Annotated in this window: 16 protein-coding genes and 1 pseudogene; 5 read left to right on the forward strand and 12 right to left on the reverse strand. The window is 60.8% G+C overall.

What is annotated here, in order from left to right:
* Nucleotides 1-527: 527 nt before the first annotated feature.
* The 3 genes from AC5SSZ_RS00140 to AC5SSZ_RS00150 are packed head-to-tail and all read right to left on the reverse strand — an operon-like array spanning nt 528 to nt 4,039.
* Nucleotides 528-1,913, reverse strand: a complete 1,386-nt coding sequence (locus AC5SSZ_RS00140; RefSeq protein WP_274838549.1) for a hypothetical protein — start codon at nt 1,911-1,913, stop codon at nt 528-530.
* Nucleotides 1,897-3,822, reverse strand: a complete 1,926-nt coding sequence (locus AC5SSZ_RS00145; protein WP_274838548.1) for a tyrosine-type recombinase/integrase — start codon at nt 3,820-3,822, stop codon at nt 1,897-1,899. The genes AC5SSZ_RS00140 and AC5SSZ_RS00145 overlap by 17 nt, the downstream gene beginning before the upstream one ends.
* The gene (locus AC5SSZ_RS00150) at nt 3,815-4,039 is read right to left on the reverse strand and encodes a helix-turn-helix domain-containing protein (RefSeq protein ID WP_274838547.1); all 225 of its coding nucleotides are present in this window, start codon (nt 4,037-4,039) and stop codon (nt 3,815-3,817) included. Before AC5SSZ_RS00150 ends, AC5SSZ_RS00145 begins: the two co-directional genes overlap by 8 nt.
* Before the next feature lie 396 nt (nt 4,040-4,435).
* Here AC5SSZ_RS00150 and AC5SSZ_RS00155 point away from each other — a divergent pair, with 396 nt between their 5' ends.
* Nucleotides 4,436-5,782: an ISNCY family transposase gene (locus AC5SSZ_RS00155; protein ID WP_058242035.1), complete on the forward strand. Its 1,347-nt coding sequence runs from the start codon at nt 4,436-4,438 to the stop codon at nt 5,780-5,782.
* A gap of 69 nt (nt 5,783-5,851) precedes the next feature.
* Here AC5SSZ_RS00155 and AC5SSZ_RS00160 read toward each other — a convergent pair whose 3' ends face one another.
* Nucleotides 5,852-6,577 carry a hypothetical protein gene (locus AC5SSZ_RS00160; RefSeq protein WP_058242034.1) on the reverse strand — a complete coding sequence of 242 codons (726 nt, stop codon included), beginning with the start codon at nt 6,575-6,577 and terminating at the stop codon, nt 5,852-5,854.
* A gap of 234 nt (nt 6,578-6,811) precedes the next feature.
* On the opposite strand from AC5SSZ_RS00160, the pseudogene AC5SSZ_RS00165 reads away from it, so the two are divergent.
* The 3 genes and pseudogenes from AC5SSZ_RS00165 to AC5SSZ_RS00175 all read left to right on the forward strand — a co-directional run.
* Nucleotides 6,812-6,919: pseudogene (locus AC5SSZ_RS00165) on the forward strand (IS30 family transposase); the annotation flags it as partial.
* A 1,269-nt stretch (nt 6,920-8,188) separates the two neighbouring features.
* Nucleotides 8,189-8,695, forward strand: coding sequence for an Xre family toxin-antitoxin system antitoxin (locus tag AC5SSZ_RS00170; protein WP_274838616.1), 507 nt, complete (start codon nt 8,189-8,191; stop codon nt 8,693-8,695).
* Between the two features lie 171 nt (nt 8,696-8,866).
* A complete protein-coding gene (locus tag AC5SSZ_RS00175; protein WP_274838615.1) occupies nt 8,867-9,220 on the forward strand; it encodes an RES family NAD+ phosphorylase in 354 nt (117 codons plus the stop codon).
* 152 nt (nt 9,221-9,372) lie between these two features.
* Here AC5SSZ_RS00175 and AC5SSZ_RS00180 read toward each other — a convergent pair whose 3' ends face one another.
* A complete protein-coding gene (locus AC5SSZ_RS00180) occupies nt 9,373-12,075 on the reverse strand; it encodes a PAS domain-containing hybrid sensor histidine kinase/response regulator (protein ID WP_274838614.1) in 2,703 nt (900 codons plus the stop codon).
* A 578-nt stretch (nt 12,076-12,653) separates the two neighbouring features.
* Between AC5SSZ_RS00180 and AC5SSZ_RS00185 the strand changes: the two genes are divergently transcribed.
* Nucleotides 12,654-15,314: a methyl-accepting chemotaxis protein gene (locus AC5SSZ_RS00185; RefSeq protein ID WP_274838613.1), complete on the forward strand. Its 2,661-nt coding sequence runs from the start codon at nt 12,654-12,656 to the stop codon at nt 15,312-15,314.
* A 12-nt stretch (nt 15,315-15,326) separates the two neighbouring features.
* Here AC5SSZ_RS00185 and glmM read toward each other — a convergent pair whose 3' ends face one another.
* The 7 genes from glmM to galU form a co-directional block, all read right to left on the reverse strand.
* Nucleotides 15,327-16,670 carry a phosphoglucosamine mutase gene (gene glmM / locus AC5SSZ_RS00190; RefSeq protein ID WP_274838612.1) on the reverse strand — a complete coding sequence of 448 codons (1,344 nt, stop codon included), beginning with the start codon at nt 16,668-16,670 and terminating at the stop codon, nt 15,327-15,329.
* 41 nt (nt 16,671-16,711) lie between these two features.
* Entirely contained in the window at nt 16,712-17,986 is a 1,275-nt protein-coding gene (gene tviB, locus AC5SSZ_RS00195) for a Vi polysaccharide biosynthesis UDP-N-acetylglucosamine C-6 dehydrogenase TviB (RefSeq protein WP_274838611.1), read from the reverse strand.
* Nucleotides 17,987-18,192: 206 nt separating this feature from the next.
* Complete coding sequence (locus tag AC5SSZ_RS00200) at nt 18,193-18,435, reverse strand: hypothetical protein (RefSeq protein WP_495436049.1); 243 nt, start codon at nt 18,433-18,435, stop codon at nt 18,193-18,195.
* 175 nt (nt 18,436-18,610) lie between these two features.
* The gene (locus tag AC5SSZ_RS00205) at nt 18,611-19,324 is read right to left on the reverse strand and encodes a YjbF family lipoprotein (RefSeq protein WP_274838609.1); all 714 of its coding nucleotides are present in this window, start codon (nt 19,322-19,324) and stop codon (nt 18,611-18,613) included.
* 2 nt (nt 19,325-19,326) lie between these two features.
* A complete protein-coding gene (locus AC5SSZ_RS00210) occupies nt 19,327-21,600 on the reverse strand; it encodes a YjbH domain-containing protein (RefSeq protein ID WP_274838608.1) in 2,274 nt (757 codons plus the stop codon).
* Nucleotides 21,601-21,691: 91 nt separating this feature from the next.
* On the reverse strand, nt 21,692-23,566 hold the full coding sequence (locus tag AC5SSZ_RS00215) for a polysaccharide biosynthesis protein (protein WP_274838607.1): 1,875 nt from the start codon (nt 23,564-23,566) through the stop codon (nt 21,692-21,694).
* Nucleotides 23,567-23,840: 274 nt separating this feature from the next.
* Nucleotides 23,841-24,734: a UTP--glucose-1-phosphate uridylyltransferase GalU gene (gene galU / locus AC5SSZ_RS00220; protein WP_274838606.1), complete on the reverse strand. Its 894-nt coding sequence runs from the start codon at nt 24,732-24,734 to the stop codon at nt 23,841-23,843.
* Nucleotides 24,735-24,821: the final 87 nt, after the last annotated feature.

The following is a 24,821-nucleotide window of genomic DNA, read 5'->3' on the forward strand; positions in this document are numbered from 1 at the left end:
CCGGCGGTTATTTATGTTCCGGTGGTGGTGCGGTGCGGCCATTGCAGAGGTCGGTGCCTCTCTGCGGCGTCGAGTGAGTGAATGGGCAACTGCATCGCATGATTTTAGCAGGGTGAATCCACATCAAACTCCTCCAAGAGCTTTTCGTGTCTGACGTCAGGCCTTGAGCGCTGCACCCATGACACGGTTTCCAAGGGGCGTCATGGTGTGATTGATCCGAGCCAGCATTAGCTGATCGCGCTGCGCTGACAGCTTGGGTTTGTACTGTTTTGCGAAAATTCATCCTCCCGTACTTAAGCGGCATGACATAGCACCCTGAACCGGGCGCCTTTTTCTCGCGCAAAATGGAATGGTTAAGGAGCGTCGGGCTGATCCGGGGGTGGTTAACGGCGGATGCGTTCGGATACGGAAAAAGTTAAGAACGGTCAGGCATGAAACAGGTCGATTTATTCTGCGCCGTTTTTAACCATTCTTGCGAATGTCAACGGTTACAGACAGATGCGGCGGTGAACGGAAGCACTTCCATCTCATAGGATTAGGTCCACCGGATCCGACCGGCGCGCCGCCACAAGCTGCCCGAATTCACGGCTGACGGCAACACCGGTGGAGTGATCGTAGAACTTTGTGGTTGTCTGGGTCGAGGTGTGGTCAAGAAGAACACGCGCCCAACCAGCGCCATGCTCCATCTCCTCGATCGCTTCGGTTGCCACACAGTCTCGGACCCTGTGGATAGGCACCCGAACCCCGATGCGTTGTTCCGTGGTATCCCCAAAGACTTGTCCCAGGGCATCTGACACCAGAGCTTCACCCTTAATCCGCACGCTGGGGAACAGTGCTGTGCCCTCGTCAAACATTGGGCGGAAGCGCTGTCGCCAGGCCTGAGCAGCGTCCCAGAGGGCCGGGCTAGTGAGCTGCGCCTGATATCGCGAGTAGTTCTTCTTATTCTGCCGGAGCTTGAGGTAGTGACCCGGAATGTCGATTTGTATAACGGGCCGTTCATCCAGACAAAAACTGGTGGCGAGGTCCAGGCTTGCCAGGGCGCGGCGGCGCAAAGGGAGTGCTGCGGCAACCGTCAACAAAAACCCGTTCCGGTACAAGGTGGCCGCCCGTATGTCGTGGCTAGGCCCTGCCTGGGCCTCGGCCATCATCTCCTGACCCGTCCTGTAGAGCAGGCTCGCGGGGACTATCTGCGCGGGGTTTTTTCGCTTGGGACCCGCAGTTTCGGCTCGTCCTTTCAGGTCCCGCAGGACCGCCTGACAGGCACCAGACCGAAACCCGGGGATAAGGATATGTGTATAGCTCATATAGATTTTCTCGACTGCGGATAGCACAGCCGATACCCAGAGCCCTTTATCTGCGAGATACGCTGCATACTCGGTCAGCTCGGCACCCGTCAGGGGGCGGGAGGTGTCTCCACGCCGGAAGTGTGCCCATCTGTTGAGCACCTCAGCCATGCTTTTCAATGAAAACGGGCTTAGAATATCGTCGGGCGGATCGGTTTCACACCGCGTGACGAAATTGTTGAAGGGCGTGCGCCACGCGGCAGGCAGATGAGCCACCGCCCCCCGGATGGCGTCCCATTCGGATTTCAGCGTCACCTCGGCCCGGGGCTGAATATCCCGAACATGACGGGTCACGGTTGCCCCAGTGTCATCGCCCCAAAGGGTTCTCAGCGCATCGCGTAGATGCATCGCCACAGCGTAGCCTTGGTTCGCGCCCTTCTCCCGGAACAGGCTTTGCAGATAGCCCCTGAGGGCTGCTTCAGAGGCAAGGCGACTCCCGAATTCCTCACGATAACCCCGATAGGCGGAGAGGATCGAGGCCCTGCGAGAGTCCGGATACTCCGGGTGGCGTTTGCTCAGCCGATCCCAGAGCCGTGCAGTCTCGGGGTCGAGCTTACGTTTTCTTGCCATCCAGATACTCCATCCACTTCTTCAGAATTACAGTTTCGTCGATGTCTGCGTAGTATTTGATCGTCGTTTCGATGCTCTTGTGCCCGAGCAGTTTCTGCACGGCAGGCAACTTGTCCGGGTCCTCCTTCAGCCAGATCCAGCCGAGCAGATGGCGCCACAGATGCGGATTAATGCGCACCCCGACGCGATCATGGACCTGATCCACAAGTCGATCCGGCAAACCGTCATAGAACCCGCCAAGCCGCTGTTTTCCGGCGTGAGGGGGTGAGGGGAAGATATACGGGTTCTGATCGTCGTCCGGATGCAGCATCTTATGACGCAGTTTCTTAAGGTACTGGTCCAGCAGTTTGCTTGTCTTGATATCAAGGGGAATGATCAGCGGGAGATCCTGTTGTCTCCGTGACTTGACGAACTGAGGTGGGATTTCGATGGTTGCGTGCCCGTCCCGCCACCTGATCCACGCGAGGCGCAGGCCTGCCAGGTTCGAGCGCCTTGGGGCCCGGGTCAGCATGATTTTCGCTGCGAGAGCAAACATGACTTTCTTGATCAGAAACTGGTCGAATACCTCAATGGGAGGAGGGAGAGCGCCATGTTCCTGCCGGAATATTTCTCGGCGGCGTGCCACCTCCCGGTTCACCTCATCAGTGATCCTGTCGGGCATATCGATCAGAGTCTGGATGCGCGCATCCGTGAATTTCTTTAGTGTTTCCTTGTTTTTAGGAGCGATCCCTTCATGCTTCTTTCCGTATTTCTCTTTGACCTTTCCGATCTTCTCCAGATCGTCTGGGGAGCGCTGGACGAAATCCTTCGCCAGGGTTGAAATAAGCGTGAGGATACTGCTGGTGTAGGAAGACTGGGGGTTATCCTTGGGCTTGCGCGCATCCAGCCGTTTCGCGATCGCTTCGGCAATTTCGGGATCCGTAAGCTCTTCGATCGTCTCGATGTGGAACTTTCCCGCCTCGTACATGACCTTCGCGCAGGTTGCACAGAGGTTGCGGTTACTCTGAATGGTCGCGGGCTTCCATCTGCGGCTTTCCGGCATGAAACCCTTTGCCGGTCCCCGGGAAAGTTGCTCTCCTTTCGCCATCTGATCCTGATATTCTTGACTGGCTTTCCACGCTTGCTTCTTGTCAGAAGTCGAGGCTGGTGTCTCGGCCGCATCAAGACGCGCGATGTACTCTGCCCATGACTCGCCTTGGTTGGAAACCTCACCCCGTGCCCAGGGAACCACGCGGCTGTCGAACACATTGAGGAGAGCGTCGGAGATATCACGCGGGACATCGTACTTGATCGATCGGTTGGGAAACGTGATCTCAACCGGGGAAAACCCGAACTCTGCGAAGTCCGGGTCGCTCGCCATCAAAGAGATATACTTGGCGGCGTCTTGTGCGCGTCGCCGGGCTCGTTCCTCCGCCAGCTGTTCAACGTCGAGACTGAACCGATAGTACTCCATCAGCGTATCGACAGTGATGTCGGGCGGGTCTATCACGCGCTCGCGCAGGTACCAAAGCAGGGGCGAGCAGCGCCATCGGAACGCCTCGGGCATACCCGAGTTCACAGTCCGGTCGTGAATCTCGCGGTAGACCCCGTCCATCTGCAAGATGTATCGGCGCTTCCGAACCGGATCAGGTTTCAGGACGGAAAGAACCTCGGAGCGGTAAACCGCGTAGGTGCCAGGCGTCACCCCGAACGTGGCGGGCGTATTCGTATCAAAAAATTCCGTCACCGCCTGATGCGAAGTCGCAGTCGTCTCTGGAACCCAGTTCGCTTGACGGCACACCCAGAGAAGACGGCGGGCGATCCGCGCCCCTTTTTTGGCTTCCGAGCTTCCCTTCGGCCATGCGGTGGTCAGGCGGTTCGCGACGGCCTGATAGGTCTCCGTCGAGGTCACAACAACGCGCTTATTCATCGATGTCCAGACCCTCCAAGGTCGGGCGCGGGCGGATCTGAAATTCGAAAAACTCCAGCCACTCCTTTTTCACGACCCAGCTCTTTCCCAGCTTCGCAGCCTGGAGGCGGATCGTGCCGTCCGGCGTCTTGCAGCCGTGATTGATCCAGTCGCGGATCGTCCGCGGGTTGCGCTGGAAGCGATCTGCGATCGCCTCGATGCTGTGATATTCAGTCATGTGACTACTCCGTAGTTTCTTACCTTCACAGTAGTTGCATCAGGCGAGCAAATCATCATGGTTTCGGAGTTTTCCACATATAAGTAATTGTTTGGAAATAGTTTTTCTAAAAAATTCTGGCCCGACGTTGACACTGATGCGTCGACTAAGCGGCACAGGAGTTCGCCTGCGCAGTGAAAGACATCAGTGTCTTGGTGCCGCGCACCCGGTTCCAGCCACGTCGCCGCTTCAATGATAGAGGACATGGCCGTGTCAATTGCAGCCTATGCGGCTACATATAAATGCACCATAATATTAGTTATGCGTTTTTTGTTTGTAGCCGCAAAGCGATAATGTCACCCCTGAGCAATTCAGAAGTGTCACTCTCCTCGCATACGGTAGCGAGGACGAGCGGACATGGGATGGGTGATGATGAGCGAGCGCGATTTGAACCGCGTTGAGGTTTTGGCGCAGGTTGGTGATGGTCGGCTGACGGTCGCTAATGCGGCGAACATGTTGGATCTGACAAGGCGGCAAGTGTTCCGGCTTCTCAAGCGATACCGGCAGGATGGCGCCTCAGCGATCCGGCATAAGGCGCGCGGCAAACCTCCAAACAATCGTATCCATCATGCAAAGCGCGATTATGCTCTGAGCCTGATCAAAGAGAATTACCCGGATTTCGGCCCAACACTGGCAGCTGAGAAGCTGGCTGAGCATCACGGGTTCACAGTGTCTCGCGAGACCGTGCGCAAATGGATGATCGAAGACGGCATCTGGCTCTCGCGGAAACAGCGCCGGACCTTCCATCAACCTCGCTTACGGCGCGAATGCTATGGTGAGCTGATCCAGATTGATGGTTCCGATCACCGTTGGTTTGAGGATCGGGGTGATCCCTGCACCCTGCTCGTTTTCATCGATGATGCCACCAGCACCTTGATGGAGCTGCGGTTTGTGAAGTCCGAGAGCACGTTCAGCTATTTCGAGGCGTTGGACAGTTATTTGGTTCAGCATGGCCGCCCAGTGGCCTTTTACAGCGACAAGCATTCGGTATTCCGAGTTGCCAAAGAAGACGCCAGGAATGGTGCAGGCATGACCCAGTTCGGGCGTGCGTTGAATGAGCTGAACATCGAGATCCTGTGCGCCAACAGCTCTCAGGCCAAAGGTCGCGTAGAACGGGCCAACCGCACGCTTCAGGACCGGCTTGTCAAAGAACTGAGGCTGGCAGGCGTTTCGGACATGAAAGCCGGAAACGCTTTTCTTGAAGGCTTTAAGAGCCGCTTTAACGCCAAATTTGCCAAGGCCCCGGCCAAACCGGACAACCTGCACCGGGCGTTGAATGTGGAGCCGGATCGGCTGGCGGAAGTGTTGTGCTGGCGTGAGAACCGCTATGTCGGCAAGCAGCTCACGTTTTCCTATGACCGCAAGCGGATCATGCTCGAAGAGAACGAGCTGTCACGCGCTCTGGTCGGCAAATATGTGGACACCTATGTCTTTGTGGATGGGCGGTTCGAGGTACGCTGGAAAGGCCAAGCCCTGCCCTACAGGATCTTTGATATGGACCAGCGCGTCACCCATGCAGCCATCACCGAGAACAAGCGGCTCGGTGCGGTTCTGGCCTATGTCAAAGAGATGCAGGACGCCGCACCGCCTAAGCCGAAGGTGCGGACAAACTCAGAGAAGATGGGCTACAAGCCGAACGGGCGTCGGCCAGGCAGACCGCCAGGATCGCGGGCCAAGAAGAAGATTGCGCGCGCGGCAGAATAACTCAAGACTGCTGACATGGACGCCTATTACGAGCTCAAACACGCCGAGCAGGATGCGGCAGCTGTGGCATCAGACAAGGCGTAAAGCGGCCTGACCATCGGTTTCGAGTTTAAGGGCTGCGTGCCAGAGTGGCGTCTTGTAAAATGTGCCGTCGTCCCAAATCCTCAGCCCCTCCCGATCTTCCCAAAGCAGGCCGAGCCAACACAGTGGCTGCAAGACGCAGAATTTCAGCGCAAACCGCATGTCGCTGTGCTCTGGATCGTAGCGGTCCTTTTCTTCCCACCCGTAAAGCGTTTTGAGAAGATGTGCTAAGGTACACCCTGCCCGCGCCTCGACGTTGATCACGTTCAGAAAGATGTCCCAGTTGCCCAAGGGGCCACCCCGGGCTTCGATCCGTTCATCATGGATGAAACGATAAAGATAAACCGGAGCGGTCAGATCAAAAAAGACGTCAGATGCTTCCGCCATCTCCCGTCCTTTCTTAGTCGCAACCAGCTTGCCCTTGTAACGACGAAGAAGCTTCAGATGACGCAGCAACCCATGCACCGGGAACAAAGGTGGCATTTTGTATTCATCCAGCACCTTGTTCATTTCGAATAACTCGGTGGCGGTGTAATCTGGCCATTCAAAGTGTTCCGCCGCCCAATGCACAAACTTGCGGTTGAAGGAGCCTGATTGCGTCAGCCCGATCCCGCCGGTTTCGTTGGCATAACGCAACGCAAGCGTCATCCCACGAACCAGCGAAGAGTGTTTCAGGACATCAGCATCTGAGTGAAGTTTGAGCGTCGGAAGCATGTCGCCACGCTATCCTCGACACCACAGACCCGCAATCCGCAAGGCTTTTCAGCCCTCCGATATTTGGGGTCTGCGGGCTGCAAAGCCTTGCTCCTGTCCCTCCCTGTGGTGACGTTTCTGCTTTGCGCAGCCAGTGACATTTCTGAATGGGATTTACATTGTTTGTAGCCGGGGCGCATTCTAAACTGGCTTGCGACAAATCCCCTATCTTGCTGAAAAGCTAGGAGAACGGACATGGCCCATACAGAGCTGGATTTGCGTGAGAGACGCGCAATTAAAGACATGTTGAATGCACAAATGCCGGTAAGCAAGATCGCAGCGGATACCGCAAGGCACGAAACTGCTCGTGGACACGTTGACCAATGGTCAATTTTTCAACGGGCCTGCATGTTGACCAGTGGTCAATTCTCCGACGGGCCTGCGCGTTGACCAGTGGTCAATTTCCCGACGGACCTGCGCGTTGACCAGTGGTCAATTTCCCGACGGACCTGCGCGTTGACCAGTGGTCAATTTCCCGACGGGCCCGCGCGTTGACCAGTGGTCAATTTCCCGACGGACCTGCGCGTTGACCAGTGGTCAATTTCCCGACGGACCTGCGCGTTGACCAGTGGTCAATTTTTCGACGGGCCTGCGCGTTGACCAGTGGTCAATTTCCCGACGGACCTGCGCGTTGACCAATGGTCAACTTCTCCGTCCGCGTGCCGGTCGTCATCAACTGAGCCCTTAAGCCTATCGCGCGAGAAGTTACGAAAAACAGAGGATGCAAGACACAACAGATAAAGCTGTCCATCAGGTACCATTGAACCTAGCCGTAGTCTGATGCTCTTCACGGTTCGGCACGGTGTGCCAGCCTTGAATGAGCATCAGCTACAGTGGCTACATATTTCTTCTGACGACCGAAGTCGCCTTCAACTGCAGGTGTCCGCGGTCAACTACCTTGCATGACGTTGATCCGCTTGACGATAGTGGCATGCAGCGAGGAAGTGGATACCTTTTTCATAACGGAGCGTACTTCGTCGCTGTGCTGGATGAGGTGGATGGCATTCTGGGAAGGGCTTCCGGATCCCGCTGACAGGTTTTGGGGGCTTTGAAAATCTCAGACTAAGTCACTGACTGATGCCAGCGCTTCGTCAACATCAACGAGACAATTCCAGATATAATCTTGTTTAGGTTGATTTAAGTACTGGATGTTAATCCTAAGAGTGATTAGGCACCTCTTGTCGGCAGGGTACCGATGCATTCATCGACCGACTTGTGCTTTTAGAAATAGTTCGATGCTGATGCGCCTATGTCCATAAATTGGAAGAACGGGCTGTAACAAGGCGACTGAGGCCAGGTCAGGGAGCACCGGTCATGAGGCGGCTACGGACGATAATGTCGCCTGCGACAATGTAAATATCGGAAAATAGGGTCCGAACGATGGTATAACGCGCACGGCAATAACGGTTAGCCACCTGAAGGAAGGGGCTCCCGGGCGATTAGTGAGCAAAAATGCATGCATCCAGGGTTCGATCCAGATTGCGTAGCTGGGCATGCCCCCCCAGCCGCCCGTTGAAAATGCAGGCGCCATATGTCACTTTAATTGCGCCATGTGACAGCGTGGGGGCTGACATGCTTGCAGCAAGTGAAACGGCTACTCCAAAAGCCTCACCTGTTCCGGCCGAGCTCAAAAGCGAAGCGATGCGCGCCTTCGATCTGCTGGGCGGCTGTAAAGTCATGAACCGGAATGTTCACAGCTCGCTTGACGCGCACGATCTGATTGTTGAGGGGCTACCCTCCCAGGCGCTCCTGCACCTGGTCGACAGAGTTCGTGTGCTGATGGTGGACGATGTCCTCAATAAGGCAATTGGCATGAGCTTGCGCACTCTTCAGCGTCGCAAGGCGGAAGCCTCGGGCAAGACGCTTTCGACAGAGCAAAGCAGTCGAGCCTGGCGTTTCGCTGAAATCTTCGCTCAGGCCACGGATGTGCTGGGCAGTCAGCAGGCAGCGGAGACATGGCTTCTTGATCAAGCGATCGGCCTTGATAACAGGAGGCCAATCGATCTCCTTGCAACAGCCGCCGGGGCAGAGGCGGTTGAGGACTACCTGACACGGGTGGAGTATGGGGTTTATACTTGACTCCGCTCCCGCCGCCGCTTGGCAGCGGTCATATTCGCCTTCTGGCGCCTCGATCAGAACCGGCATGCGGGAACTTGGGTTTCCCGAGAAGGGGCCTACCGCGTGGGCGGCCGGTGGAACTCAAGAGGTGGGCGCGCCGTCTAAGCCTAAATTGACCCCGCAACTGCGATCATGGAGGTGGCGGTTCACAAGGGTTTCAAGGTTCTGGATACCTCTCCGCATATGCTGACATCAGCTCACATTCCGGACCCCTCTGATATACATGTGGTGAAACCCGGCGATGTGGCAAACCCCAACTGGCTTGTTCCGGGCTCGCATCGACCCGGGCAACAGGCGTTTGTGGATCAGCTGTTGGAGGAGCACATTTTCGTCTTGGTTCCATCAACTGTTTCCAAGTACAGCTGGAACCTTATTTTTGACGCCAATCAGGCAAAGGGCCATTTTACTGATGTCACTCAAGAAAGGTTCGCAATGGACCCGCGCCCCCGCGTCTACCGAGTTCGTACAGACATCCCCGGCGCGTGACACGTGATGCCGACGGGTCGGATTGTGTTGTGATACTGCCGAACCGCCGGGATTTTTTCAGAACGTGCCACAAAAGAGACCGCACTCGTAGTGCTCTATGTCGACAGGACATCTAAGTAGTTTCGGTTTTGAATAAAGACAGCAGGAGCCGATCACAGATCTACCCGCCTGCTCTCGGACCGGCAGCGCAGCAGGGCCTGGCTCAGGTCCATGGTCCGGATCGGTTTGCTCAGCACCCCGTCGAACCCTTCGTCCAGCAGCGAGTCCACCTGGTCCGGCATGGTATGGGCGGTTACTGCAAAGACCGGGGCAAGATCCGCTCCACCAGCTTGTTTGCGGATCTCGTGCAGCGCCTCGATGCCGGAGAGCTTTGGCATGGAAATATCCATCAGCAGGCAGTCAAAGGCTCCGGGTTTCCAGGCCGCGATGGCTTCTGCCCCATCGTGGCACAGCACTGCCTGATGGCCCATCCGGTTCAGTAGCTTGCGGATGATCAGCCGGTTGGTGGCATTGTCCTCGGCCACCAGGATGCGCAGTGGTCGGTCAGATTGATTTGGCCGATCAGAGGGCTCAAATTGTGTGGGTTTGTCAAGAGGTGGCGCGGATGGAGCCTCGGATGGGAGGGCTAGCAGATCGTCGCCCGGCCCAGCCTCTGCCTCGGGGCTTGCAACGGCATCCTCATCGATATCATCGGCCTGCGCCAGCGGCAGCCGCACCTGTACGGTGGTGCCCTGCCCCGGCTCTGAAACGATCTCCAGCTGACCGTGCATCAGCGTGACCAGCTCAGATACGATGGCTAGGCCCAGACCAGTACCGCCAAAGGTGCGGGTGCTGGAATTGTCGGCCTGTTCGAATTTTCCGAACACCCGCTGCAGCTCTTCCGGGGTCATGCCGATGCCGCTGTCGCGCACCTCAAGGCGCAAATGCCCGTCGCCCGAGAGTTCGGCGCTGAGCCGCACCTCACCAACTTCAGTGAATTTCAGCGCATTGCCGCAGAGGTTATGCAGGATCTGGCCGATCCGGCGGGCATCGCCAAGCCGCGCCGTGCCGGTGCCCGGTGCCAGCACCAGTTCCAGCGCCACGCCCTTGCGCTCGGCTACTACCCGGTGCAGCGAGGCGACCTGCTCCAGCATCGTCTTCGGCACGAAAGGTGCGATGTTCAGCTCTTCCTTGCCCGCTTCGATGCGGGCCAGATCCAGAATGTCGTTGAGGATCGACAGCAGCCCCTGAGCCGAGGTTTCCGCGGTGGTCAGCATTTCGCTCTGCTCGGCGTCGAGCCTGGTGTCTTCCAGCAGTTGCAGGGTGCCGAGGATACCGTTCATCGGGGTGCGGAGCTCGTGGCTCATATTCGCGAGAAAAGCGGTCTTGGCGGCATTGGCGGCTTCGGCGCGGGCGCGTGCCTCGTCGAATTCGGTGACATCCACCCGCAGGCCGACCCGGCCGCCATCGGGGGTGTTGCGTTCGTAGATCTGCAGGATGCGCCCGTTGCTGAGCCGCTGGCGCAAAGAGCCGCTTTCCTTGCGGTGCTGGGCCAGGCGTTCCTTCAGCCAGTCCTCTTCGCGACCCCTGGCCTCTTCATATTCGCCATGCTCCAGCCCGTAGCGCAAGATATCCTCAAACCGGACACCTTCGCGGATCATCGGGGCGCTGGCGGAATAGATTTCACGGTAACGGGCATTGGCCAGCACCAGCCGGTCGTCGGCATCATAGTAGACAAAGCCGTCCGGCAGCGCCTCAACCGCGGCCACCAGCCTGGCATGGGCCACTTCCGCCGCCTGCTGGCTGGCATCGCGCAGGCTGGTGTCCTGGACCATGGCCACGAACCAGGGCTGATCGTCTATCATCAGCTGCAGGGTGATCTCCACCGGATAGCAGCTGCCGTCCCGGCGCTTGTGGCGGGTCTTGAAGCGCAGCACGCTTTGCCGCCCCGAGGTCAGCGGCTCCACCATCTTGCGGAAGGCTTCGGGGGAAATATCCGGTTTGAGGTCCACTGGCGTCATCTGCGCCAGTTCTTTCATGCTGTAGCCGAGGTTTTCACGGGCGCCCCGATTCACCTCTGTGAACTTCAGACTGTCGGGGTCGAAGACATAGATTTCGTGCAGGCTTTCCTCGATGATCCGGCCCAGTCGGGCGCTGCGCATATTCTCTTCGGCGGCCTGTTTCAGAGACGTGATATCGGTGAGTACCGCCACATAGCCTTCGAGCTGCCCGTCGGGGCCATGCAGCGGGGTAACATCCAGCATCTGCCAATAGTCCCGGCCTGAGGGGGTGCGATTCATCAGCTCGGCGGTGACCGGTCGCTGTGCTGTCATCGCTCGGGTGATGCGGGCGGTACCCTTTGGATCGAGGTGGGCGCTTTGCAGGATCTCGCTGGGGTTGAGGTTCTGTGCATCGCCGTTGCTGTAGCCGGTGAGCCGTTCGCAGGCGGGGTTGATCCAGCGGATGCGCTGCTCCGGGTTGCAGAAGATCACCGGGCTCTGGGTGGCACGGGCGAGACCCCGCAGCCGGGCATAGAACCGGCGCCGCCAGAAACTCTGGGAGCGGGTCAGCTCGATCAGGAACAGACCGGGGCGCAGCGCGCTGATATTCCAGTGCAGCCGGTCCCCGCTCGCGGCCATGGTGGTGATCCGCGCCGGGCCTGCGCCGGGGCTGAGCCGTTCCGGCGACAGCGGCGGCGGGGAGACGAACTGCTGCATACCCGGCGCCGGACCCGGGCGCAGCGGCACAAGGCGCGCAAAGGCCTTGTTGGCATGCAGGATCGCGCCATCGCCGCCGAGCAGGGCCATGGGGCTCTGGGCTGCGCCGATCAGGGCGCGAAGCGCCGTATCATCCTGGGCATGCTCTGCCTGCGTCACCGAAAACCTCTTTAAATCCTAGTACGACCGGCCCTGTATCAAGGGTGCCAGCCGGGTGCCAGACACGTTCAGGACAGATCCAAATCGCGCCCGGGCCGCCTGCAACGCGCCCTTTGCCGGTGGCAAAGATGCGTTCAGGCAGCAGTCGGACGTCGGTTTCTGCCCCGATGGTACGCAGACTAGCCATTAACAGTTAGTAAGCGGTTCAAATCAGGAGAAAAACCGTCAAAGCGTCGCATTTTGGGCATATTTTTGGACGGGGCGCTGGCGCGGCGGAGGCGGTCGGCGAGCCCCGATCCAGCCCCGAACAGGGAAGAGACGAGACCGAAGACCAGATTAGAAACTGTACAGGGCACTGAAAATATTTAGAAACCGCCTGACCTCGCCCCAAAAAGCAACTGGCTGCACATCGGGCGTGACCGCGTCTAATCAACCCGATCAAATTATCTGAAAAAAGGGGGGAGAGGGCTAAAATAAAATTAAACCACCGGCTGATACGGTGTGGCTGTTTGACCCCCTCCCGATCCGCAGGCCCTCCGCCGGGCAGGCGGGCGGTGCTTTGCTACAGGTGATACAACATGGTTCACAAGTCCTCCGCAGATCCCGCAGCCGGTGGGACGCGCGCGGCGCGCCGCTTCCGGCCATTTTCCAGCATCGGGGCCAAGCTGGTGCTGATCCTACTGGCGATGGGGGCTGCCTCGGCCGGGATCGGGGTGTTGGTGTCGCTGGTCTTTGCCCGGGTGTCCGATGACATGGGGGTGCTGACTCAGGACATGCTGCCGCAGCTGGAGGTCAGCGCCCGGCTGACCGAGGCCACCGGCCTGACCCGCAATGCGATGACGGATATCCTGCTGGCCGATGATGCCGCAGAGCTGCAGGACCGCCGCAGCCAGATGGAGGCGGCGACCCAGCGCCTGCAGGAGGAGGTCACCGACCTGCCCTCGGATCTACGCGCCGAATATGAGGCCGTGGTGACCCAGACGGTGCAGTCGCTGAATGCGCTGATGGTGGCGCGGGAAACCACCTTTGACAGCGAGGCCCGGATCGCGGCGCAGATCGATGATCTGCAGGAGAACAGCCAGCATCTGCAGAACACGCTGCTGAGCGCTGCCGAGGCCGCCTATTCCAACCTGCAGACCGGGGGCGATGCCACGATGTCCTCGATCGAAGACGCGCTTCTGGTGCTGGTGGAGGAAAATTTTGCCGACCTGCAAAGCCTTCTGGAGGCGCAGGGCGATATCAACCTTCTGTCCGGGGTGGCGCTGGCGCTGGGGCAGACCCGGGATCCGTCTTTGAAAAAAGCCCTGTCCAATATCGCCAAAAGCTCGACCGCGCGGCTGGAAAACCTGCCCGAGCTGCTGGTGGAGATGGAGGTAGACCCGGTTGAAGCCGGCATCGTCGAAGAGGCGCTTGCCATCTTTGACCAGATGATGAACGCGCGCCGCTCTGAACAGAAAGAATTGCGCCCCCTGGTGCTGGATCACCGCCAGGCCAGTGCCAATGTCCTGCACAAGGCGATCGAGGACATGGTCTTTGTGCTGGAAATCGTCGCCGAGGAAACCGTCGAGGAAAGCCGCGATGCGGTGCAGGGCCTGCTGGACAATGAAATCGGCGTCTTGAAACAGCTTCTGGAAATGAACACGCAGGTCAACGCTCTGCAGGTGGCGGCGCTGCAGGTGCTGGCCGCCGATCGCACCGCCGCAGTCGAAGAGGCCGCTGCGCCGCTGCAGGCGGCGGCCACGGCGCTGATGGCATTTCGCGATATTGCTGGCGGGCAATTCGCTGCCGATCTGGAACAGATCGCTGCCGATGCCGATCCGGAGACCGGCCTTGCCGCCTCGCGGATTGCCACGATCCGCGCCCGCGCCGAAACCGTCTCTGCCTCGCAGGAGGCGGCCAGTACGGTGGCCGAAATCGCCTTGCGGGCGGCTGCGCTCAGCGCCGACAACCAAGGCGCCATCGCCGAGATGGCCGGCTCCGTCTCCCACGATGTGAAGGCAGCGCAAACCCGGATGCAGACCCTCTGGGCGGTCTCGGCGGCGGTGCTTTTGGCGGCGCTGGTGCTGACCCGGCTGTTGATCACCCGGCCACTGATCCGGATCAGCGAGACCACGGAAAACCTGGCGGGCGGCGATCTCAGCCCGGTCATCGGCTTTGATCGTTCCAGCAGCGAAATCCGCCGCATCGCCCAGGCCCTGTCGGTGTTCCGCAACGGGCTGGTGGAAAAGGAAGAGATTTCAAAGGCGGCCGAGGCCGAACGCCAACAGCATCTGGCGCAGCAGACGGCTGCCGTCAGCGCCATCGGTCAGGGGTTGGAACGGCTCGCCGAAGGCGATCTGACGGTACGGATCCACGACGAGATGAGCGCGGGCTACGGCAAGCTGCGCGACGATTTCAACCGGGCGCTTGGCGCGCTGGAAGACTCCGTACGCAGCCTCAGCCAGAGCGGCCAGTCCACCGCCAGCGGCACCACCGAGATTTCCGGCGCCGCGCGCGATCTGTCAGCCCGCTCAGAGCATTCAGCGCAGACCCTGGCCTCCACCGCGGCAGCGCTCAACGAGCTGTCGGTCTCGGTCGAAAGCACGGCGCAGGCCTCGGGCGAGGCCTCGGCCTCGGTAGAGACCGCGCGCCGCAACGCCAGCGAAAGCATGGATGTGGTCCAGCGCACCTTTGCCGCCATGGAGGCGATCAAGGAAAGCTCGGACAAGATCGCCAAGATCATCGGCCTCATCGACAGCATCGCCCAGCAGACCAATCTTCTAGCGCTGAATGCCGGGGTCGAGGCGGCGCGGGCCGGATCCGTGGGCAAGGGGTTTGCGGTGGTGGCCTCGGAGGTGCGCAGCCTGGCGCATCGCTCGAAAGAGGCGGCCAACGAGATCGCCAGTCTGGTGGCCGAAAGCAGCGAACATGTGGAACTGGGCGCGGATCTGGTCGGGCGCACCGGCGAGGTGATAAACGAGATTTCGCAATCGGTCTCCAGCGCCGCCGAGCTGATGCAGAATATCTCGCGCGCCTCGGCCGAACAGTCCAGCAACCTGCAGGAGGTGAATGGCGCGGTGGCCAATCTGGACGATGCCACCACCAAGAATGCCGCCCTTTTCGAAGAGGTAACCTCGGCCTCCATCTCCCTGTCGCAGGAGGCGCAGGCCATGGCCGCAGCGCTGGACCGGTTCCGCACCGGCCAGAGCGCATCAGATCAGGATTTGATGGAAGAAGAAGCCCCGCGCCTGTCGGCCTGATCCAGGGACCCGTCAGGCGGTTGCGGCTTCGACGGCTTCGACCACCTGATCCACGGTGCGCATCAGAAGGGCGTCATCCTCGCATTCCGCCATCACCCGGATCAGCGGCTCGGTGCCGGATTTGCGGATCAGCAGACGCCCCTGCCCCATCAGCGCGGCCTCGGCATCGCGGATCGCATCCTGAACGCCGGTCTCTTCCAACGGTGCCTGCCCGGCGCCGAAACGCACGTTCTTCAGAAGCTGCGGCACCGGATCGAACTGGCGCACCAGTTGCGAGGCCGCCTGCCCGGTCTGCACCATGGCGGCCAGCACATGCAGCCCCGCCATCAGCCCGTCGCCGGTGGTGGCGTAATCGCTCATCACGATATGACCGGATTGTTCGCCGCCGAGGTTGAACCCGCCCGCGCGCATCGCCTCGACCACGTAACGGTCGCCAACGGCGGTGCGTTCCAGCCTGAGACCCCGGTCCTGAAGGAAGCGTTCCAGCCCGAGGTTCGACATCACCGTGGCCACCAGTGCGCCGCCCGCAAGTCGGCCTGCCTCGGACCAGCGCGCGGCCAAGAGCGCCATCAACTGATCGCCATCGGCAATGGCGCCGTTCTCGTCGATGACGATCACCCGGTCGGCATCCCCATCCAGGCAGATCCCCACGTGGGCGCCATGGGCGACCACCATTTCGGCCGCGGCCTGCGGCTGGGTAGAGCCGCAGCCGCGGTTGATATTGGTGCCATCGGGGGATGTGCCCATGGCGATCACCTCGGCGCCCAGCTCCCAGAGGATTTCCGGCGCGGCGCGGTGGGCGGCGCCATTGGCGCAATCCACCACTACCTTCAGCCCATCCAGACGGATATCCCGCGGCAGCGAGGATTTCACCCGCTCGCCATAGCGAAAACGGGCATCGTCGATCCGCTTGGCGCGGCCGATATTGCCCGCCTGCGCCGGTTCCACCCCGGCTTCGATCAGGGCTTCGATCTCGATCTCCGCCTGATCCGACAGTTTGAACCCGTCGGGGCCGAAGAATTTGATGCCGTTATCCTCGGCCGGGTTGTGGCTGGCCGAGATCATCACGCCAAGATCGGCGCGCATCGAGCGGGTCATCAACCCCACCGCCGGGGTCGGCACCGGCCCCAGCAGAAGCACGTTCATGCCGGTGGAGGTCAGACCGGCGGTCAGCGCATTTTCGAACATATAGCCGGAGAGACGGGTGTCCTTGCCGATCACCACCCGGTGGACGCCGCCGGCCTCGCGCCGGAAATAACGTCCGGCGGCAGCGCCGATGCGCAGCGCCATATCGGCGGTCATCGGGTGGGTGTTGGCGGTGCCGCGCACCCCGTCGGTGCCAAAGAGTTTGCGCATGGGTTGGGTCTTCTTTCCGTTAAATAGCTGTGTCTGACGACCTAGAGGCGCAGGTCCGAGGCCTCGGGCGGCAGGATGTATTTCAGATCATAAAGCAGCGCGCCGGGGGTGCCATAGGCGCGGATCGCCTCGGCGCCCATCTGCCGGAAGGTATCATGGGCCACCGCCAGCATCACCCCGTCATAGCGCCCCGCGGCGGGCTCGGTTACCAGGGAGATACCATATTCTCGCAGCGCCTCCTCGGGGTCGGCATGGGGGTCGTGGACCTCGGGGAGAACACCGAATTCCTCAAGCGCGCGCAGTACGTCGATGACCCGGGTGTTGCGCAGATCGGGGCAGTTTTCCTTGAAGGTCAGCCCCATCACCAGCACCCGCGCGCCTGCGACAGGCAGACCGCGGCGCAGCATCGCCTTGACCATTTCGCCGGCCACATAGGCACCCATGCCATCGTTGAGCCGCCGCCCCGCCAGCAGGATCTCGGGGTGATAGCCAAGGCTTTCGGCCTTATGCGTCAGGTAATAGGGATCAACACCGATACAGTGCCCACCCACAAGGCCCGGGCGGAAGTTGAGGAAATTCCACTTGCTGCCAGCCGCCTGCAGCACCGCCTCGGTATCGATACCCATGCGGTTGAAGATCATCGCCAACTCGTTGATCAGGGCGATATTGATGTCGCGCTGGCTGTTCTCGATCACCTTGGCTGCTTCGGCCACCCGGATCGAGGGCGCGGGATGGGTGCCTGCCTGCACCACCTGGCGGTAAAGCGCATCGACCTGCGCCGCCACTTCGGGGGTCGAGCCGGAGGTGACCTTGACGATATCGGCCAGGCGACGGGTCTTGTCGCCGGGGTTGATCCGCTCCGGCGAGTAGCCGATGTGGAAATCGCGGTTGAACACCAGACCGGAGGCGGCTTCGAGCACCGGCACGCAGTCTTCTTCGGTGGCGCCGGGATAGACAGTGCTTTCATAGATCACCAGATCGCCGGGCTTCAGCGCGGCGCCGACGGTTTCCGAGGCGCGCAGCAGCGGCGTCAGATCCGGGCGGTGGCTGGCATCCACCGGGGTCGGAACCGTGACGATAAAGATCGTGCAACCGGCAATTTCGCTTGGGTCCGAGGTAAAGGAAAGCTGGCCTGCCCCGGTCAGATCCTCGGCGGCGATCTCGCCGGTGCGATCCCGGCCGCCGCGCAGCTCAGCGATGCGGCTGGCATCAATGTCCAACCCTAGGGTAGGGCGCTGCTGGCCAAAGGCCACCGCCAGCGGCAGGCCCACATAGCCAAGGCCGATCACGCAAATCCGCGCCTCTGGATCGCTCATGCCGGGGTCCTTTTCTTCCTGTTCGGGCCGGGAAACGTGCCAAAATCCTGCCAGGACACGGGGCAAAGACTGGATCGTCAGGCGTCTGACCCTTGGCTATAAACCGCTGTGAAAGAGGCTTCAACAGGGTGCAAAAAAGCGGGCCACAGAAGACCCGCTTTTTCGAAATATCATGTGCCGGATAATGCCGACTGCGACCTTCTGGCTTAGTTGCCGGTCGTGGTGGTGGTGGTGGTGGTACCGGTTTCGTTGTCGTCGTTGGTGACAACACCAACGATGACCGCTGCCGCGACCACACCTGCTGCGATACCGCCTGCACCCAGACCGCCGCCGAGACCTGCACCACCGCTGCCGCCGCCGTTACCGGCAGCTGCGGCGCCAGTTGCCTGTGCGGATACGGATGTTGCTGCCATTGCGGCTAGTGCAAATGCTGCGAAGAACTGTTTCATGATCCAAACTCCTGTGAAGATCTTTTGATAGTGAACCTATGCGAAATATCCTTTCGGTTCAATGAAAGGAGTGGTTGAGGAAAGCGCAATATTACATTTTTTTCGAGCGTTGCGCGAAAACCGCTCCCCCCCTGCGAAATGCGGGGAAAATAAGGCGAAAAAGGCGGTAATTCGCTCAAAGTGTTAGCTGGCGGATACGCAGATAGCCGGTGGTGGGACCGGCCCATTGCCGCGATTGCCACAGATGGCCGCTGCGGGAATCGACCCAGTAATCGTTGACCACCACGCCGGATTCGCCCCCCGGGCCGGATTCGCAGCGTTCCTGCAGATGCCGGGTCTGATAGGTTAACTCGATGATTTCGATGGTCTCCGGGCCCAGATCAGAGACGGTGCAGGCCAGGGTGAAGACCTGCGACCGGTTGTCGAGCGCGGCAAATTCATAGCGCCGCGCGCCGGTACCCGCGGGACCCATCACGCCGCCGGTCTCGCGGACCAGCGCCGAAGAAGACAGCATGTCGTTGCGCAGCCCGCGGGTGGCTGTAAGCACGCCGTTGCGCATCGCCAGCGTCACCGCATCCTCGGTCAGCCAGACGGTGACCTGACCCGGGGTGCTGTCCCGTTTTACCAGCTGCGGCTGCAGATAGGCGCGCTGGCCATCGTCCTCGATGGTGACCTCGATATAAGTCTCGTCCAGGCTGTCGAGCAGCGCCCGGGTGACCGGCGGGCGTTCGGGCTTGCGCTGCAGGCGTTGCTTCACCTGCTGGCCGACGACCTGCATGATTTCCACCTCAAGCGGTGCATCCTGCGGCCCGCCACTGCAGGCGACCAGCACAAGCGCAGCGCTGAGGATCCCGGCGAATGCGCGCAGGGGGCGGGTCAGCTGTGCCATGATCATTCCCAGAACCTCGCCCGTTGCGCCCGCAGGCTGCGGCGGTGGGCGGTGCGCACATCGCCGTAAAGACCGCCGACCCCGCCGACGCGCTGGCCGCCGTCGCGCTGGATCGGGCGGATGGTCAGCCCGTAGGCGTTGCGGGTTTCCTTGCCCAGGAGCCAGCCCAGCGGAATGCGGAAGTAGAACCCCTTGTCAAAGGAGCCTTCGCCGAAATCGGCAGCCGAGACATTGGTCAGGGTAAAGAAGCCGCCGACCTTGAAGCCGTTCTCGAACTCCCGGAACAGGCTGAAGGTGCCGCCGTAATCCCCGGCCAGGTAGCGCCCCACATCGACCTGCGCCTGATAGCTTTCGCCCAGTTCCAGATAGGCCGAGGCATGGCCGGTGAAGGTCTTGTAATCGCGGAAGGACAGGCGCTGGTCGTAATCGCGCTGGATGACGTAATTGGCCTCGACCCCCAGCGCCAGCGGGCTGGAAACCGGTTTCCACAGCACCTCGCCGGACAGACCGCCATACATGCTTTCGAACAGGCCGGCGCGCAGGCGGGCATAGACATTGCGCCGCGGCTGCCAGCTGCGGTCCACGTAGAGGTTTTCCAGCGTGGTGCCATATTGCGCATAAAAGGACTGGTCGGTGCGCACATGCGGCAGCACCGAGTTCGAGGCCCGCCCGTCCTGCACGTTACCCCAGGCCCGCTGGCGGATGGTGCCGGCGATGCGCCAGCCCGGTGCCGGGGAATAGCCCGCCGCAAAATCCACCCCTACATCCAGCCGGAACGGCCGGGCCGGGTCGAAATAGGCCGGCGCCGCATAGGGGCTGATGGAGCGGGTGAAGGCGGGATAAAGTTCCTCGGAGAAGATTGCCGTCTCCGGCAGCGGCCCGGCGCCGGTCACCGCCGCCACCGCCATCAGACCATCAGAGGCCTCGGGCGAGAATTCCAGCTCTTCCAGATCGGAGCGCCGGATCACCGTGGTGGACAGGCCCATGCCCGAACGCACCGGGATGATGCGGAAGGTTTCGATCGAAGGCGGCAGCGTCAGCGCCATGGTGCGCGCCACCCGGCCCACTGCGATGGCATAAGAGCGGTAGCGCGGGTTGCGGAACCGCACCTCGGCCTCGGTCCCCTTGAGGTCGATTGCCTCCAGGATCAACCCGTGCGGTTTCAGCCCTTCAGCCACCAGATCGCGGAACCGGGTGCGTTTATATTCGCTTTCGGTCCAATCCTGGCTCCAGTGTTCCTCTTTCGTGGCCCATTGGCTGCGCGGCACGATGGGCGCCGGGGCGGGCACCTGGGTCGCGATGATCGGGTGCCGGGGCTTCAGCTGGAACTGCGCGGTGATGCCAAGTTCGGAGCCATACATGTAATAGGCGCCGATGCGGGTGGTCTTGGACCATTGGTACTCAAGCCCGTAGTTCACCTGCGACTTGCGCTCGAAAACATTGGAGATGCGGGTCTCGGTCACATAGGCGTCCGAGGAATACTCCGCCTTGACGGACCAGCGTTCATTGGCCTGCCATTCGATACCTGCAAAAGGCGCGAAATCGCCGCGGAACCATTGGTCATAGGAGAGGTTACCGCCGGTGCCGCCACCGACGAAACTGGGGCGCTTGCCGCCGATATTGCCAATCGCCCCGTAAGAGCCGAGCCGCCCCCAGCCCAGACCGGCCGAGACTTTCAGTTGGCCGGGGCTGCGCCCGGGCGCGCCGCCAAAACGCAGGGGCGGCGTCTCGATCCGCTTGGTGGCGACCAGATATTCCGCTGCATAGACCCCGGTGCCGGCGAAATCCTGTAATCCCATGGTCAGTTCCGGCAGGTAGCGCCGCTCGCGCAGCAGACGGAAGCGCACGTCAAAGCCGCGGTCGTAATAGGTGTTGAAGCCAAAGAGGTTGAGGTTGCGGATGCCGTTGTAGCGGAAGGAAGCGCTGAGCCAAGGCAGCGCCTGGAAGGTCAGGTTGTAGCGGCTTTGCCCGCCAAACCAGGAAAAGGTGGTGGCGAAATGCCCGTCCGGCAGCATTTCGGCGCTTGGCGTGTCCATCAGGCCGGGGGTGCCGTAGAAATTGAGCCCCGGTGCAGCGGGTGGCTCCAGAGTGGGCGCATCAAAGTTGTCGACCTGCGCCGCAGTGGCAAATCCTGGCGCCGGGGCGGCGTCCTGCGCCACGGCGCCAGAGGCGCCTGCGCAGATCCCCGCGATGATCGCGGCAGAAAACCCAGAGGTGCCCGACCCTGCGAGAGAGGGCCAAACGCGCCGGAACGTATATCTGCGGGAAGAGGTCACGACGGTCCTGACTGTCTGAAAATGCCTGCCTCAGGCGGTTAGAACACAGAATCCTGAACCGGATCAACGGTCAGAACAGCGCGGCGCGCGCTTATGAGGTTTTCCGGTCCGCGGGGGGCTGGGTATAGCCTTCGACCCAGCGCATCACCACCTGCCGGGCCGCGCTCTCGTCCCCGGCGGCCACTGCCTGACGCAGCCCGCGCAACAAGGCGGCGGTTTCGAGTTCCGACAGCACGGTTTCCCGGGCGCAGAAGATCTTCTGATGCCGGGTGCCGATCACTTCCTGACTGAGGGTCAGCTCCTCTTCCATCTTCTCGCCGGGGCGCAGCCCGATGATGTCGATGGCGATATCGCCTTCGGGATTGTCTTCGTCGCGCACCGTGTAACCGGCGCTGGCGATCACCTGACGGGCCAGCTGCAGGATCGAGACCGGCTCGCCCATGTCCAGCACGAAGACCTCGCCGCCCATGGCCTCGGCGCCGGCCTGCAGCACCAGCTGCACCGCCTCGCGGATGGTCATGAAATAGCGTTTCACATTGGGATCGGTGACGGTCACCGGGCCGCCGCGGCTGATCTGCTCCTGAAACAGCGGCACCACTGAGCCGGAAGAGCCCAGCACATTGCCGAACCGCACCATGGTGAAGACGGTGTTCGGATGGCGGCTGGCCAGATCCTGCACGGTCAGCTCGGCCATGCGTTTGGAGGCGCCCATCACATTGGTCGGGCGCACCGCCTTGTCCGAGGAAATCAGGATGAAGCGTTCCACCCCCGCCTGCGCCGCCGCCCGGGCCAGGGTTTCGGTGCCAAAGACGTTGTTAGCCAGGCCCGGCAGCGGGTTGGCCTCGACCAGGGGGACGTGTTTATAGGCCGCCGCATGCAGCACCACCTGCACGTCGTGGGTGTTCAGCACCAACCGCACCTGACGCGGATCGGTGACCGATCCCAGCACCGGCACAACCTCGATCCCGGTGCCCGCAGTCAGCTGCTTCATTTCCTGATGCACGGTATAAAGCGCCAGTTCGGAGAGTTCGAAAAGCACCAGTTTCGTCGGCGCGCAGGCCAGCACCTGACGGCAGAGCTCCGAGCCGATCGACCCGCCGGCGCCGGAGACCAGCACCACCCGCCCGGCATAGGAGGGCGCGGCCTCCTGCAAGGGCACATCGCGGGCCGCGCGGCCAAGGAATTTCTGCGGCGCCACCGGGGTCAGCTTGTCCACCAGCGCCTCTTCGCCGATCAGCTGGGCAAAGGAGGGCAGCGCCTGCACCTCCAGGCGCATATCCTGCAGGTGCTTGGTGATCTGGGCCTGTTTCGGCTGGCTTTGCGAGGGCATCGCCAGCAGCACCCGCTTGATGCTGCGGGTCTTGACGATGTGGTTAATGCGGGCGGGCGGAAAGACCGGCAAGCCCACCAGCGTCATGCCCTGCAGCGAGGAATTATCATCCACAAAGGCCACCGGATCGATACCGTCATGGGCCTTCAGTGCCTGCGCCAGCTGGGTGCCGGTGGTGCCTGCGCCGTAGATCAGCACCCGGCAGCGCGGCTGGGCGCGGCGGTAGATCGCCATGACCACCTGATGCAGTACCCCGCGTGTGGCAACCAGGAACAGGAAATAGCTGGTGCCGAAGACCACATGGGTGCCGGGCGTCAGGTCGGGACCGAACAGATAGGTCAGCCCGGCCACCACAAGGGCGGTCACGAAGGCGACCGCCGCCGTCAGCGTCACCGCGTGGCGTTCATAGGCGTTGAGCTGCACCATCGGCAGCCCCAGCCAGACCGACATGGCCGCCATCACCGCCATGGCATATGGCAGCACCGGCACCATCAGAATCAGGGTTTTTAGGGCAGGATCCGGCAGCGGCTGCACTGCAAAGGTGAACAAAAGCGCCAGAGGGATCAGAGCCAGATCAATAGCCAGAAAGATATAGGATTTCTGTTTGCGCGATAATGCACTGATCAGATTAAACACGCTTGCGCCCCTGTTCCCTGACAGCCTGCCCAGTTGACCCTGCCATGACCCTGCCCGGTCACGACATCGGGTTGCTACCTTTGCATGACGCGTTTCTCCGCAATCCCGCACATGCTATCCGCCCGGCTTTTTAAAATCACCCGGATCACTGTTCAAATTCGTCTAATGATTATGTCTATCCTGATTTGCCTCTAGCACAAACCCCGGTGCGGCGGAAATCTGCCACCCCAGGATTTTTATTGTTCCCTGCGGAATCCTAGGCAGACACGGCAGTCTACTCAGCCGCCTTACGGGTGCCGATCACCCCGTTCAGATAGCCCAAGAGCTCGTCCCGCAATTCCTCGCGGGCCAGTGCAAAGGAGACGGTGGCCTGCAGGAAACCTGCTTTGGAGCCGCAATCAAAGCGCTGGCCTCGGAAGCGATAGCCATAAACAGGCACATCTTTTTCAATGTCCTGAGCAATGGCGTCGGTCAGCTGGATCTCACCGCCCGCTCCATGCTTCATCTTGTTGAGATTGCGCAGCACCGAGGGCTCCAGAATGTAACGGCCAATCACCGCCAGATTGGAGGGCGCCTCGCCCATAGCCGGTTTTTCGACCATGCCACGGGCCTCGACCACCGATCCCATGTCGTTCTTCACATCCAGAACACCATAGGCACCAGCCTTCTCCGGCGCGACTTCCATTGCAGCCACCATGTTACCGCCGGTTTCAGCATAGGCCTCAACCATCTGCTTGAGACAGGGAGTTTCCGCCGCGATCACATCGTCGGGCAGGATTACCGCGAAGGGTTCGTTGGCGATCAGCCGCCGCGCGCACCAGACCGCATGGCCCAGACCCAAGGCCTGATGCTGGCGGATGTAGGCGATGGCGCCGCTTTCCATATTGGTGTGCTTCAGAGTTTCGAGCAGCGCATCCTTACCTTTCTTGCGCAGCTCCTGCTCCAATATCGGGGCCTGGTCAAAATAGTCTTCCAATGCCCCCTTACCGCGCGAGGTCACGAAGATGAATTCCTTGATCCCCGCCTCGCGAGCCTCGTCGATGGCATATTGCACCAGGGGGCGATCCACCAGCGTCATAATTTCCTTGGGCACCGATTTGGTCGCAGGCAAAAACCGTGTACCCAGACCCGCCACAGGGAAAATCGCCTTCGTCACTTTTTTACGCATCAAGAACTTTTCCTATTATTGTAAACAATGCACGTTTTTCACAAAACATGAGCGAACCACAATGGCTACCTTTCTAAGGCTGGTCGG

The sequence above is a fragment of the Phaeobacter sp. CC-HEC084 genome (genome assembly GCF_059429255.1).

Bases quoted from the DNA above. Each gene is read 5' to 3' on its own strand.
- AC5SSZ_RS00170 (WP_274838616.1), top strand. From the start codon at position 8,189: ATGCTTGCAGCAAGTGAAACGGCTACTCCAAAAGCCTCACCTGTTCCG.
- AC5SSZ_RS00145 (WP_274838548.1), bottom strand. From the start codon at position 3,822: ATGAATAAGCGCGTTGTTGTGACCTCGACGGAGACCTATCAGGCCGTC.
- AC5SSZ_RS00200 (WP_495436049.1), bottom strand. From the start codon at position 18,435: ATGAAACAGTTCTTCGCAGCATTTGCACTAGCCGCAATGGCAGCAACA.
- AC5SSZ_RS00150 (WP_274838547.1), bottom strand. From the start codon at position 4,039: ATGACTGAATATCACAGCATCGAGGCGATCGCAGATCGCTTCCAGCGC.
- AC5SSZ_RS00185 (WP_274838613.1), top strand. From the start codon at position 12,654: ATGGTTCACAAGTCCTCCGCAGATCCCGCAGCCGGTGGGACGCGCGCG.
- tviB (WP_274838611.1), bottom strand. From the start codon at position 17,986: ATGAGCGATCCAGAGGCGCGGATTTGCGTGATCGGCCTTGGCTATGTG.
- AC5SSZ_RS00175 (WP_274838615.1), top strand. From the start codon at position 8,867: ATGGAGGTGGCGGTTCACAAGGGTTTCAAGGTTCTGGATACCTCTCCG.
- glmM (WP_274838612.1), bottom strand. From the start codon at position 16,670: ATGCGCAAACTCTTTGGCACCGACGGGGTGCGCGGCACCGCCAACACC.
- AC5SSZ_RS00140 (WP_274838549.1), bottom strand. From the start codon at position 1,913: ATGGCAAGAAAACGTAAGCTCGACCCCGAGACTGCACGGCTCTGGGAT.
- AC5SSZ_RS00205 (WP_274838609.1), bottom strand. From the start codon at position 19,324: ATGGCACAGCTGACCCGCCCCCTGCGCGCATTCGCCGGGATCCTCAGC.
- galU (WP_274838606.1), bottom strand. From the start codon at position 24,734: ATGCGTAAAAAAGTGACGAAGGCGATTTTCCCTGTGGCGGGTCTGGGT.
- AC5SSZ_RS00160 (WP_058242034.1), bottom strand. From the start codon at position 6,577: ATGCTTCCGACGCTCAAACTTCACTCAGATGCTGATGTCCTGAAACAC.
- AC5SSZ_RS00155 (WP_058242035.1), top strand. From the start codon at position 4,436: ATGGGATGGGTGATGATGAGCGAGCGCGATTTGAACCGCGTTGAGGTT.